Source organism: Dyadobacter luticola, from assembly GCF_005860805.1.
Lineage (GTDB): Bacteria > Bacteroidota > Bacteroidia > Cytophagales > Spirosomataceae > Dyadobacter > Dyadobacter luticola.
Map to the genome: position 1 here is coordinate 1,775,845 of NZ_VCEJ01000002.1, position 13,783 is coordinate 1,789,627.

Genomic DNA, 13,783 nt, shown 5'->3' on the forward strand with positions numbered 1-13,783 from the left:
CCTTTTAATTACAAAACCCAAAATTGGACATGAAACATGTATTTCCATGCAGTATCCTTATTGCCTTCCTGATCATTTTGAAAGCCCAGGCGCAGGTGGCCGACAAGGCTGCTGCGATGAAAATCGGCTATACCAGCTCGGATGTGGTGCTGGGCAGACTGCCGGAAAGCAAGGCCATGCAGAGCCAGCTGGAAACGACGCGGGTGCAACTGGAAAAGGCGATCGACGTATCGATCAAGGAGTTTCAGGGTAAGGTGGATATTTATCAGAAAACAGGTGCGCAAATGACCGAGATTATTCGCGCCGATAAGGAAAAGGAGCTGGAAAATCTGCAAACGCGCATCCAGGACATGCGCGCCAAAGCTCAGGAATCGCTGCTGATCAAACAGGATCAGCTCATGCAGCCGATCATTCTCAAAGTAAATACGGCGATCCAGGAAGTCGGGAAAGAGAATGGATACACTTACATTTTCAACATGGACGGTGGCCAGGGAACCACGCCGTTTATTCTTTTCACGGCGACCAATGAGCACGATGTGACGAATCTGGTCTTAAAAAAGCTGGGGGTAGCGCCGAAGCCATAAAAAAGCGGCCGGGCAAGTGCCTGGCCGCTTTAAGTCTATTTACTCAACGTTATTTAATTGTCTACCATTTGATGGGCAAGATAGATGTAGAATAGCAATCCTGCAAGTAGAATTATTTCTAATTCAACCCACCAAATATAAGGGATAGCGATCAAGATGTTATATAAGATTCTTTAATATTTTCTTTAAAAACGCGGGTAATTTGGACTGTGACTGGCTTTTGTTAAGTCAAGCAGATAAAAAAGTCCATGAACATACTAGACTTCAAAATTGCACTCCGCGCTTTTCTCAAAGGCAAATGGTATAATCTCCTGAACATTGCCGGGCTGGCGCTGGGCCTGGCGACATTTATTTTTGTTTCATTGTACGTTGATAATGAGACAAGTTATGACCGGTGGAACCCCAATACGGACCGGGTTTTCCTGATCGAGCGGGAAATGCCCAACGGACCTTCACCCTACACGCCGGGCAAGCTGGCGGCGGAAATTCAAAGACAGTGTCCCGAAGTGGAGGAAACCGGGCGGATGAATACGGCGCTTTTTCAGCTGCCCTTTTTTACAAAGTCGGGTAAGTTCCTGATCAAGAAGTGGGTCGGGGCGGATTATTCTATCGCACGGATTTTAGGTATTAAATCCAAAGATTTTAATCTCAATCCTGCCAGCGAGGCACCGACAGTCTTGCTTTCGCCTCAGACGGCCAAAGTACTTTTTCCAGGCGAAGACAACATTCAGAAACAGACGGTAAATATGATGTCGCGGAGCGGCATGCCGATGGAAATTGCCGGCGTGGCGGATGAATTTCCTGGAAACACGAATATCAGTTTCGACTGCATTGGGTTCAGCCAGGACATTACCGCAGGCAAAGACCAGAGTTATGCCAACCAGATTTACCAAACTTATATCCTGGTACGGCCCGGTTCCGACATTGGTCGGCTTTCCAAAAAGATTGACAAGATTTACAAAGAAGCCGCCCTGGCCGACAGCAGTCTCGTCACAAAGGAATCGCTGGCCATATCTTCGGCTCCGGCGATTTATCTGGATCCGCTCAAAAATTTGCATCTCAAACCACATTATGCCTCGCACGTCAATGATCAGATCGTGAATGGTTTGGTGATTTTGGCACTGATTATTCTGGTCGTGACCGGCGTTAATTTTACCAATCTTTATGCGTCGCAAGCCAGCCGGCGCGCAAAAGAAGTGGGCATTAAAAAAGTGAGCGGGATCAACCAGCGGCAGATTATTTTTCAATTTCTGACTGAAATCCTGTTTCAATGTCTGATCGCGCTGGTAATTGCTTTCGGTTTAGCATTGATCGGGCTGCCGTATTTCAGCCGGTTGCTGGGCGTGGATTTGTCGGTTTCTCATATCAATGTTGAGATCATTGTCCAGCTGATTGCCGCTTTACTGGCGCTGACGCTGCTGGCGGGCGTATATCCGGCACTGGTGATGGCTGGTTTCAGGCCCGCGGAAGTTTTGCGCGGCAATCCGCTCGGAAAAGGTGGCAAGCTTTCCTGGGCGAGAGGCCTGGTTCCCGTCCTGCAATTCACTTTTGCCATCGGTTTTGTGATCACTCTAATCATTGTCAACCAGCAGGTTAGCTTCATGAAATCCGAAAATCCGGGCTTTGAGGCGAAGCAGGTACTGTATATCGACAACATGGGGATTTACAATGATCCTTTGAAATTTGAACCGGTCAGCGCGCGTATTCACGCAATTCCCGGCGTGAGGAATGTGTCCGTCGCTTCGAATGTGCCGGGCGGGATTTTGCCTGCGTCTTACGAATATGTTGTTCAGAATAAAGCCTTTGCCATGCAGACGATCGCCGTCGGCTACCAATATTTCGAAACATTAAACATGGGTTTGAAAGCAGGGCAGACTTTTTCTTCAACGTTCGCGGCTGATTCAACGCAAGCCGTGATCAACGAAACTGCGGCAAAATCTTTGGGCCTGGCAAAACCGATCGGCAGCATTATTCAGGGCCGCGGCGGTAATTATGAAGTGATAGGCGTGGTCAAAGATGTGAAAACCGGCGGTTTCGAGCAGTACATTCAGCCGACCATTTACCTCATGCACGATCCCCTCGGACTGCCCAAAACCCAGATCCTGATCAGCGCAGAAAGTAAGGCTATACCTGCTCTGCTCACAACATTAGGCAAAAATTGGAGCAGCATCAACAAGCTCGACGGCGATAATTTCAACTACCATTTCCTGGACGAACTCTACGGAAAACTGTTCACCAAGCAGGAGCAGCTACAATCCGTCCTTACCTATTTTTCAGCATTAGCCATTTTCATCGCCTCTCTCGGCTTTTTTGCCTCGGCTGCACAAGCGATTCATGCAAGAATGAAAGAGATCGCACTCAGAAAAATTTTCGGCGCGAAAGGTCAGCAGCTTATGCTCACATTGGGCAAACCTTTTTTCTACATTATGCTGATCGCCAACCTGATAGCCTGGCCCGCAGCATTTATGACCGCCTCGAAATGGCTGGAAAATTTCGCCTACCGGATCGACATTTCCGCGACGCCTTTCATCCTGGCCGCCTGCATGTCAGTAGCCATCGTCAGCATCACCGTTTGTCTGCAAATCCTCCGGGCTGTCAGTTTCAATCCGGCGACAAAGTTGAAAACGTAACATTTATTCCTCAATCTCCGCCCCGCCCTGCGCTTTCAGCCGGGCCAGCCCGTCTTTCATTCCCTGGATCTGCTCGGGTGTATGTCCTTGCCAGACCGTCACCTCGCCGACAACCTTAAAAGGCTCCGTCGAGCGGTATGATTTGGTGGGATTGCCGGGAAATTTTTTGTTGGTCACATTCGGATCGTCTTCGAGTGGGCCGGTGGCTTCCACAAGATAAATTCTTTCCTTCCCCTCGCCCATCGCCAGCTCGGCGCCCCAAACTGCTGCGTTCAGCGTCGCAGTGAGGTAAATGTGTTTTAATTTTCTTTCAATAAAATTGGAATTATACCCTACCGTAATCAAATCCCCGATTTTCAAATCGGCCTTCGTGCCATGAAAAAAAGTTTGTGTAAAAGGATTTTGAATAGGTACCTGAGGTTGCTGCACAGTTTCACTCGCGTCCATTTTCTTATAGCTTTTGGTGGATGGTTTTGGAAAAGTACACTTCTGTCACGGCAATTGCTACTCAAACCAGCCGCTCCCGGATCGCCAGACTCACGGCCTCCGTCGCGCTGTTGACATATAGCTTGTCATAAATGTTCCGGATGTGGTTGTTGACGGTGTTGTAGGAAATGTTGCATTCGAAGGCGATGAGCTTGTAGCTGTAACCTTTTACGAGCAAGCTCAGGATCTGCTTTTCGCGGTCGGTGAGGTGGTAGTCTTTTTTGGCCTGCGGCTCGGCGGCGAAATAGCGCAGGACTTTGGAGGCAATGCTGCCGGTCATAGGCGCGCCGCCTTCAAGGGCTTCGGTCAGACTTTCCAGGAAACGCTCAGGGCTGGTTTTTTTGAGCAGGTAACCATTGGCCCCGGCCCGCAGGCTGTCAAAAATGCGTTCGTCTTCTTCAAAATTGGTTTGGATCAGCACCGGCAGGGCGCCGAAATGCTTGCGGATCAGCCGGGTGGCTTCGATGCCGTCGATGCCGGGCATATCAATGTCCATCAGCACCAGGTCGGGTTTTGAGTCGGTAATGTCGGCGACCAGGTTAGCGGCATTATAGAAAGTGCCGCCGCAGGTGAAAAGCGGGGAAAGGTTCAGGAGCATGGCCACACTGTTGAGCCGCTCCTGATTATCGTCAAAAATAATAATCCTGGAAACCATGCTGCAAAATTAGCAACTCCTGATAAGAATTACATAGCAAATATTTGCCATACTAATTCGGCTTGAAAACCAGCGTGATCGTCGTGCCCTCTCCTTTGCCGGACTCGATTTTCAGATGCCCATGCATTTGCGCCGCACGCTGCTGCATATTGGTAATACCGTTTCCACGCTTCCCTACGCTGCTGTCGAATCCTTTCCCATTGTCCCGGATCACCATTTTCACCCGGTTTTCTTCCTGCATAATCTGCACATGCACGGCGCTGCACTCGGCATATTTGGCTGCATTATTCAATGCTTCTTTAAAAACCAGATAAAGGTTTTTGCGCACCTGCATGGCGAGTTTACGATTTTCCAGCCGTGGGTCGGGCTCAAAATGAAAGGCGATGCCTTTGGATTCCGCCAGGCTGCTGCCGAAGTGGAACATGCGCGCAAAAACATCTTCGATTTCGTCGGTACCGGCTTTGACACTCCATACAATGTCGCTGAGCCCCTCCTGTACTTGCTGTGCATTCTCCTTGATTTTCTGCACCACCTGCTGATGTTCGGCTTTGTCCATCTGCATCAGCAGCGCCTGGCTGTAAAAGGTAATGCTGCTGAGCGTGCTGCCAATTTCATCGTGCATATCGGCGCTGATGCCATTCCGGATCTGCTGAATGTGCAGGATCTGCCCCAGCCGGTAGCGATAAAAAAGATAGGATATCAACCCGACAGCCGCCAGAATAAAAACAAAAAACCAGATAGACCTGTACCAGGGTGCATTCACCTTGATCGGCGCCTGCCACGCCAGAGTGCTCCAATCCGCACCCGCCACTGACACCTCCACACTCAGGTTATACTCACCTGGAGGCAGGCTGTTGAAAAGCAGCTTATTACCATTTTCAAACGTATGCCAGCTGTCATCATTCCAGCCTTCCAGCTTGTAGCGAAACCGGTTGAGCGCCGTTTCGTGGTAGTCGGGGCTCATAAAAGAAAACGCAAACAGACGGTCGCCGGGGCCGAAAACGATTCTTTTCCCAGGCAAATGCGTGATGATCGTATCTGTCCGGTTTTGCTCCGAATCGTATTTGGAATATGAAATCAGCTGTGGCGCATGCTCCTTCTGTTCTCTGTTATCCAGCCGCGTCGGGTCGATGACGACGATACCATTCAGCCCACCGAAATACAGCCTGCCGTCACGCGCTTTCAGGTACGAACCGTGGTTGAACTCCATGTGCGGCAGGCCGTCGGACACGCCGTAATTATGAAACCGCTGCGTGCGGGTGTTGAACCGTGACAAACCTTTGTTGGTACTCAGCCAGAGATTCCCCTGCTCGTCGGGCAGCGCGGCGTAAATATTGTTATCGGGCAGGCCGTCTTCGGTCGTGAAAAGCCGTGTAGTTTTATTGGTGGTATCCACCCGAACCAAGCCTTGTCCCGAACTGACCCACAATGCTTTATCGTGCCAGACAGTATGAAAAATTTGAAGGGCAGGCAACTTGATCCGGTCGCCGGCAGCCTGTCCGTAATGTTCGTGGATGGTCGCGTCCCGGTTCAGCACATACAAACCATTTATGGTACTCACAAGAATGCGGTTTCCGGACCAGGGCATAAAGTAGTTGACCCGCTCGTTTTTAATGTACCTGCCCGCCTTGTCATTGAGCAGCACCGGTTTCAGGTTTTTTGTATCAATCATCCCCATCCCGCCCCATGTACCGACCCAGAATGTCTGCTCATTCAATTTGTAAAAAGCAGTAAAACCGCGGCCGCTAACAAAAGGAAATTCCACGGGCTGATATTCTTCCGTCTCGGGATTTATTTTCAGGAACTGTGTACCGTCCGTCACAGCATATACCTGATTATCAGCAAACAAAATTTTATAAGGGATCACATTGTCGCCGGGATTCGTTTTGGGCCCGTGCAGCTGCATATGCCGCGTCCTACCCAACAGCGGGTCGATCTGGTGGAGCAAGAACGGTTTTCCATCCACTTTGAAACCATAAGAACAAACCCATATCATCCCCGAACTTTCTTCCGTCATTCCACGGATGCTGCTGCCGATGTCTGCGGGTTTTTCCAGTGCCACGCTCAGGTATTTCCAGAAGACTTCTTCCGCCAATGTGATCTTGAAAAGTCCGTCCGCACCGGAAATCCAAAAACTGCCGTCGAGGCTCAGATAGGAGGTAAAAAGATAGATTTTGGCTCCTGATTTTTGCGTCAGACGACCGGTCAGGTCTGTAAACTTGCCCGTTTTTTTATTTAAAAAGCCAATTTCCTCCGACGACTTATACCATACGAATCCTTGATTATCAGGGAAAAGAAACTCCGGCGCGATGGGCGTATCCATGTTTGTCAGCGGTCCGAATGTTTGTCCTTTGAAAAAGTATTTACGCATCAGACATTTCTTCCTGTCCTCTTTTTCATAATAAACCATCACGCCGTCAGTACCCGACTGCACTACGCTGAAAACCCGGAAATTTTTGGCTTTCAAATCTGCATTTAGCAAATCGATCCGGCGGGTAAATGTGGCCCTCTCGGTAATCTGGTCCAGGTAGTGAAGTTCGCTGAACACATACCCGCGGTTTTGATCATCATAAAAAAATCGGGTAACCTGACTTTCCGCGGACAATGCTTTCGCCGAATCCGCCGGCGGGATGTAAGCAGCTACCGGCACATTATTCTTGTTCAATTTGATCAGCTTACCCCAGGGAACCGCCACCCAGGCATTGTCATTTTTATCAAAGAAAATATCCAGGTTCTGCCGCGATTTTATTCCTTTCAAATGCCGCGACGGATCGATGGTCTGGCAGGTCAGATTTACAGGGTCTATAATGCTGATACCATTATTATGCGCTACCCAGATATGCCCATGCGGCCCTGTCCGCATCTGGTTGATCAAGGTCAGGCGACCGATGGAGCGGGTGAGGATTTTGGTAAAATTCTGAAAAGTATATCCATCATAGCGCCAAAGGTCCCCACCGGTAGCCACCCACATAAATCCCCGCCCATCCTGCGCCAGGCAGCGTGTATTTCGGCTCGGCAAGCCCTGCTCAGGTCCCAGCAGCTGGATGTTGATGCGCGTCTGCGGTTCCTGAGCAAAGCAATCGCTAACAATAGAAATGCATATAAAAAAGAGCAGTATCGGAATGAAAATTCTTTCTGGCAATCCAAAAAACTCGGAACGTATAAGTCGGCGCGGCATGCAGTAACGAAAAGCGTTTAGGAGTAGATACCAAAAGTATACTCCAAAAAACGACATTTAGATTAAAGAAAACCTCTTTTTTATTCAAAACTTCAACTCTGCTGTCAGACACAAAAACAGCAGGTTTTTGCCCGGCCCTGCCTGCTTCAAAAAATCACCGGTAGCGAAGTAAGTCAGCTCGCAGCCGAAACGCAGGAAGGGATTGGTGGTATAATCCGCCGCCATCGAATATTGGTGGCCAATGAATTTGTCGGAAGTGCCGGAGCTGGAATAGATCATCGCCGCATTTGGACCGTACACGCCATCGTGGCTGCTGTACCGCCAGAAAACATCGTAATCAAAATCTACGGACAGTTTTTCGGTGAAATTCATGGTCAGCGAAGGATGCAGATCCACTAAATTCGCCGGCCCGATCAATGCTGCCAAGCCAAAATAACCGCCGCGGGGAAACAGTGGATTGAAGGTATTCAGCCGGTTGTCGCCCAGGTTCTTATCGCCGCTGATCAGCTCTGTTTTCAACCCGATTTCCGGTTCAAATTTCAAATGATCCAGTTCATAGTCAATGTGGGCCGAGGCGGTCCAGGCGCTGATGGTTTTTTCAGCAAAGCTGCCGAACTGGTAAATTGCCTCCACGTCGTACCGCCACTGTTTGCTCCGGCCCCAGATCCGGCTGCCGACCGAATGCCGCATTTCCTTGCCTTTGCCGTCGTCGTAGCTGTTTGATTTTTTGTCCAAACCAAAATAATAGAGATCAACATTTTGCAAAACCGGCACCTTGTTTCGCACCGTGTAAGCGCCCCAAAGCTTGGTGCTTTTGTTGTAACCATCATCAAAAACGCCCTTTTTAGAAGCAACATAATGCGAGTAAAGCAAGTCGGTTTTATAGTTCGGCCCAGAAAACATCACTTTCGCACCGTCGAAAGCGTGCCGGTTGTTCGGCCCTTCCCGCACCGAGATCAGCCGCTGCGAACCGTAAAGCAATTCCTGCCGGCCGACGCGTAATACGACATTATTCTTTTTTTCAGGAAACAAATTCACATCAAAAAAGGCCTGGTGCAAGTCCAGCGGGTTTTCATCCGCCGGACTTGTACTCGTTTTCGCATTCGCCATCCCACTCTGCAATTCCAGAAAAGCGCGGAAATGATCCCCGGAATGAAAATCCGCGTGGCCCAGGTACCGGGAAAAAACATAGCCGTAATTTTTATCTGGCTGCTCGCCCCACTCGTCATTGATCACATGGTAGTACTGAAACCGGACGTCGCCGCCAAAACTGAGGTACGTATTCCGGCTTTTCGACAGCGGCGTAAATTTCAGCTCGTGATAAAAATTCTCGGTCGTATCGGATTTCAAACCGGAATAATCTTCATCGTAGCGGAGCATTTTCATCGGGACATACTGCGCCTGGGCTTGAAATGAGCCCAGCAAACAAAGCAAAAGTAGCGTGCGCTTCATTGCGGGTTATTGTTTGGACTTGTTGGTACTGATGTCCTTGTAAGCATTGGCGAGATTGAAATTGTAATGCAGCCAGTCGAAAAGCACGTAACCTTTGTCAAACTCTTTCATCGTCACTTTTTTCTTGGTCTGTTCCAATGTCAGGTTTTCTTTCACAGCCAGCTCGACATTTGATTTCAGCGCGGATACGTAATCGATCGTGTATTTGATCCCGGCTTTATCCGTGATCCGACCGTGGCCAGGCACTATGATATCCTGGTCCCCGATCATGGCGTAAATCTTTTTCAGGTTATCCACTGGTTCCAGAAAGTAGCCGTCGAAAAGCCAGGGAATCGCAGGACTTTCGGCAACGAACGGATTGCCCAGCCACCAGATCGTCTTGCCATTTGTGCTCACTTTTACAAACAAATCGGCCGGCGATTGGGCCGTGCCCGTATTGATCAGCTCTACTACCTGGTTGGTCCCCAGATCAATTTTCATATTCTGATACTTGGGAATCACAATGTCCGCCGGCCGCAACCGCGTATCCTCGATGCCTCTTTTCGTCCCAAAAAGTGCAACCATAAATTGCTTGATACCGTCGTAGTTTTTAGTCAGGTTTTCATTGCAAAATTCGTTTTGAATAACCAGCGTCTCTTTTGGCAAAAGGTAATTTCCAAAACAATGGTCGCCATGGTCGCTGGTGTTTACCGCGTAAATGATCGGCTTGGGGGTTACCGAGCGTACCAATGTAAAAAGCTGATCGTAAAGCCTTTTCGTCATCATGGTTTCGATCAGCAGCACGCCTTTTTCCCCGACGATAAAACCGGCCGTCGTCGCCTGGGGAATGCCTTTGGCGGTTTCGGTTTCTGCCGTCGCCGGGATCACAGCGAAGACATTTTCGGTGAGTTTATGCAGTTTCAACGTGACCAGATTTGCATCCCAGATCGGGACCTGTGGTGGCATGGGTACCTGGGCAAATGTTGCCTGGGTTGAAATCAAAAGCGCAGTAAGTTGCAGGGCAGCCAGGCAGGCCGCCAGTTTTGTCATTTTCATACATTGTGAGGGTTTATTTTTGATAACCACCGTAAAATTTCACAGGCGACCATTCCGGGATTACCGCCGGCGCCGGTGTATCCAATGCCTTGTAATCGCCCGCCGCATACACCACCTTTCCGTTCACAATCGTCACCAGGGACTCTATTTTGCGGACGTCATCGGTTTTGGCTGCGAAATAATCATCCGTCAGGATCGACATATCGGCGTACATTCCTTTCACGATTTTGCCTTTCAGCTTTTCCTCACCGGTGAACCAGGCGCTACCGGAAGTGTATATACTTAACGCCGTGAATTTGTCGAGCACCTGGTCTTTGGGCCAGAACTGCATGCCGCCGATCGTCTTACCCGTCAGCAGCCAGTGCAGCGCCATCCAGGGATTGTAAGTCGAAATCCGCGTCGCGTCCGTGCCCATCCCGACGGGTATCCCCATCGCCAGCATCTTTTTGATCGGCGGAAGCTGGCGCTTGGGATCGCCATATAATTTTTCATACAACTCGCCCTGGTAATACATCCTGAACTGCACCGCCACGCCGCCGCCGAGCTTTTTGACGCGTTCCAACTGCTGGTCGGTAATGGTTTCCGCATGGTCAAAAAACCACCTCAGACGATTAAATGGCGTGTCTTTGTTCACTTTTTCAAAAACCGCCAGCATCCGCTCTATGGATTCGCCGTAAGTTGCATGCAGCCGGAAAGGCCAGCGGTCTTTCACCAGCAGCCGGATCACCGGTTCCAGGTCCGCCTCCATCTGGTCGGATAAGATCGTGCGGGGTTCCAGGAAGTTTTCAAAGTCCGCCGCCGTCGCTACGAGGTTTTCACCGGCGCCTTCCAGGTTATATCCGTTGGGCAGCAGCATGTGGTCATTTTTGTTGGGAAGAGCCGATGCTACCCATTTTTGATAATCTTCCAGCTCCTTCCCTTTTTGCTGCGCGAACAAAAAGTAGGACGTCCGGATGTTGAGTTTTCCATCTTTGGCCAGGTTCAATGCTACCGCATAATCAGAAGGATAATTTTGGCTCCCGCCCGCCGCGTCCGCTGCACTGGTGATCCCGAACCGGTTCAGCTCGCGGTAATATTGCAAGGTACTGTTTGCCCTTTCTTCATTCGAAAGCTTTGTGGTCAGGCCCAACGTGGTGTAAATCGCCTTGGGCGTTTCCTTCGCGAACAACATTCCGGTCGGGTTACCCTCGCCATCCAGTTCCACGAGGCTGCCTTCGTAATGCGTTTTGCTGTCATAGCCCAACACTTCAATTCCTTTTTTGTTCAGAAATGCTTTGCCATAGAGATAAGTAATAAAAACCGGCTTATCTGGCACCGCAGCATTGATTTCGGCCAGGGTCGGCTGCCTTTTTTCTTCAAACTGAAACTCATTCCAGCCCCCTATCACTTTGATCCACACGCCTGGCGGCGTTCTTGCCGCCTGCTCTTTCAGCATTTCCATGGCCCGGGCCAGCGTTTTCACACCGTCCCAGCGCAGCTCGCTGTTGAAATGCAAACCTTCACGGATAATGTGAATGTGGCTGTCATTAATCCCGGGCACAACGGTCTTGCCTTTGGCATCGATGATCTTCGTATTGTCTGCTTTAAATTCCGCCAGCACTTTCGAGGAAGTACCGGTGCCGAGTACAATCCCGTCTTTCATCGCCACGGCTTCCACAAATTCCCGGGCTTTCGCCATGGTAGCAATTTTGCCGTTTGTGACGATCAGGTCGGCGGTCTGGGCTCGTGCAGCTACCTGGAAACCAAGCAGCGGCATGGTAATGAGCATCATTTTCATAAACATGGTTACGGACGTTTATTTGGCGAGAAAAAAGTCCAGCAACCCTTTTTGTACCTGCTCGGTCTGCTCCTGCAACACCCAGTGCCCCGATCCCATGATCTTGGTTTCGCTCACATTGGTCGCTACCAATTTGGAGTGATTTTTCAGAAATGCGGCCCCAAAGTATTCGCCTCCCATCGCCAGCATCGGCATGGTCAGTTTGGTTTTGGCAAACTCAACATTGTCTTTTGCATCCTGCGGGAAGTTGCCAAACCAGTGAAATGCGCCAGTAGTCCCGCCTTTGACGGCATAGGCACGTATAAACTCGTCCGTTTCTTCCTTGGTAAATGGTTTTTCCACATGCCCTACCACCGGCCAGAAATTGGTCAGAAACTCCCTTTCCCTGCCAGCTACAATGCTGCCTGACGCCGGCCAGCCGAAGAACCCAAACCACCACGCGCTGCCCTTCACCTGGCTCCAAACCGGCTCAATACCTGGCAGCAAGGCGTCCATCAATGCCAACTTTTTCACTTCTGTCGGAAATTGAGCAGCATAAGCGTAAGCCACCATGAGCCCAATGTCGTGACCGGCGAGGTTAATGTTGTTGTAGCCCAGCTTTTTCATAAGCTCGTGCAAATCGGTAGCCATGGTCTTTTTATCATACCCGCCCTCCGGCTTGCCCGATTCGCCCACACCGCGCAAATCCGGCGCGATGACGGTGAAATGTTTGGAGAGCTCCGGCAGCAGGCGGTTCCACATATACCAGTTCTGCCCAAAACCGTGCACCAGCAGCAAAGGCGCGCCCGAGCCGCCGATGACATAGTGAATGTCGACACCGTTTACATTCGCCGTCTGATGTTTGAAATTCGATGGCGGATCGGCCGGTTTGACGGATTCTGAGTGTGCAGTACTGTCTGTTCCTGAGACATCTTTACCTTCTTTTTTTGCAGGATCACAGGCGAGGAGCGCGAATAATAGACTGATGCAAACCAGGCTTGAAACAATTTTGAGGGTGCCCGAAAGTTGCTTCTGAGCGTAAACGTTGGGTTTCATTTTAAATAAATGTTTAGGTAAAAAAATGGATAGGTAATTGATCTTAAATGCATTACCGGAGCGAGCAAAGCCAGTTCTGACAATACTCCGCTACTTCCTCCCAGCCCGGCTGACCCAGTACGTAATGAGTCCGGCCGGGAAATTCCTTGTAGTCGGTGACCGAGGTTTCGGATTTGTATTTCCGGTAATTGTCGTAGTTCAGGGAGCTGGGAATGGTGTGGTCGGCAGAGCCGGAAATGAGCAGCAGCGGCTCGTGCGGCTTTCTAAAATCCACTTTGGCAACACTGGTAATGGTATCCCGCACAATCAGCTTCGACTCCGGGATCGCCAGCTTGTAGTAGCCTTCTTTCTGAATTTCGAGCGGCAAACCGTTGGTAAAACCATACTGCCACTGGCTGAACGACATCATGAAAGTTTTGTCTGTCGGCGTAAAAAATCCCAGCGGTCCCCAGCCTGCAATGAGAAATGACAATTTGAATGTCATCATTCCCTGCGGCGGCACCGAGTGAATCGCGATACCCGCCGCGCCCAATCCTCTTTGAAGCAGCAGCTGGGTAATGAGTCCGCCGATCGAATGTCCGATCAGGATCGGCTTTTCGGGAACACTGGCAGCGATTCTGGCATAATGTTCGATCAGTGCGTCGAGCCGGTTGGAGGCGATGGCCGGGTCGGGCTGGCGGTTGCGGAGGGTTTCAGCGGGCGCATCTTTGTGCGGCCAGGGCGGTGCAAGTGTTCGGTAACCTTGCTTTTCGAAGTACAGCTTCCAGTCGTCCCAGCAGGCATGGCTCACAAATGCGCCGGTGACGAATAAAATGGTTTTGCCTTTTTCTTTCATTATTTTCTTTCGGTTTGCTAGTATGCATTCCAAAAGAGTACCATATATTTAGTTGTTTCATTATCAACTAGTTAGCGAGAATTAGCACTAATAAACCAACGGTATTTCGTCGGCAA

The 13,783-nt window shown here is 50.0% G+C and carries 10 protein-coding genes; 2 read left to right on the plus strand and 8 right to left on the minus strand.

The features are described 5' to 3' along the window. Window positions 1–29: 29 nt before the first annotated feature. Together FEN17_RS07470 and FEN17_RS07475 are read left to right on the plus strand one after the other, a co-directional pair. Window positions 30–584 carry an OmpH/Skp family outer membrane protein gene (locus FEN17_RS07470; protein WP_138364643.1) on the plus strand — a complete coding sequence of 185 codons (555 nt, stop codon included), beginning with the start codon at window positions 30–32 and terminating at the stop codon, window positions 582–584. Between the two features lie 248 nt (window positions 585–832). Beyond that, complete coding sequence (locus FEN17_RS07475; protein ID WP_138364644.1) at window positions 833–3,214, plus strand: ABC transporter permease; 2,382 nt, start codon at window positions 833–835, stop codon at window positions 3,212–3,214. A gap of 3 nt (window positions 3,215–3,217) precedes the next feature. Here the strand turns inward: FEN17_RS07475 and arr are convergent, their stop codons facing one another. From arr to FEN17_RS07515, 8 genes are all read right to left on the minus strand, one after another. Beyond that, window positions 3,218–3,661: an NAD(+)--rifampin ADP-ribosyltransferase gene (gene arr, locus FEN17_RS07480; RefSeq protein ID WP_138364645.1), complete on the minus strand. Its 444-nt coding sequence runs from the start codon at window positions 3,659–3,661 to the stop codon at window positions 3,218–3,220. A gap of 61 nt (window positions 3,662–3,722) precedes the next feature. After that, a complete protein-coding gene (locus tag FEN17_RS07485) occupies window positions 3,723–4,355 on the minus strand; it encodes a response regulator (protein WP_138364646.1) in 633 nt (210 codons plus the stop codon). A gap of 52 nt (window positions 4,356–4,407) precedes the next feature. Then, window positions 4,408–7,497 carry a ligand-binding sensor domain-containing protein gene (locus tag FEN17_RS07490; RefSeq protein WP_171037866.1) on the minus strand — a complete coding sequence of 1,030 codons (3,090 nt, stop codon included), beginning with the start codon at window positions 7,495–7,497 and terminating at the stop codon, window positions 4,408–4,410. 120 nt (window positions 7,498–7,617) lie between these two features. Next, window positions 7,618–8,985: an alginate export family protein gene (locus tag FEN17_RS07495; RefSeq protein ID WP_138364648.1), complete on the minus strand. Its 1,368-nt coding sequence runs from the start codon at window positions 8,983–8,985 to the stop codon at window positions 7,618–7,620. A gap of 6 nt (window positions 8,986–8,991) precedes the next feature. Further along, window positions 8,992–10,020, minus strand: a complete 1,029-nt coding sequence (locus tag FEN17_RS07500; protein ID WP_138364649.1) for an MBL fold metallo-hydrolase — start codon at window positions 10,018–10,020, stop codon at window positions 8,992–8,994. Between the two features lie 13 nt (window positions 10,021–10,033). After that, the gene (locus FEN17_RS07505) at window positions 10,034–11,791 is read right to left on the minus strand and encodes an amidohydrolase (protein ID WP_229208725.1); all 1,758 of its coding nucleotides are present in this window, start codon (window positions 11,789–11,791) and stop codon (window positions 10,034–10,036) included. 24 nt (window positions 11,792–11,815) lie between these two features. Then, a complete protein-coding gene (locus FEN17_RS07510; protein WP_138364650.1) occupies window positions 11,816–12,832 on the minus strand; it encodes an alpha/beta fold hydrolase in 1,017 nt (338 codons plus the stop codon). Window positions 12,833–12,884: 52 nt separating this feature from the next. Next, window positions 12,885–13,667 (minus strand): alpha/beta hydrolase, encoded by a 783-nt coding sequence (locus FEN17_RS07515; RefSeq protein ID WP_138364651.1) that lies wholly within the window; start codon window positions 13,665–13,667, stop codon window positions 12,885–12,887. Window positions 13,668–13,783: the final 116 nt, after the last annotated feature.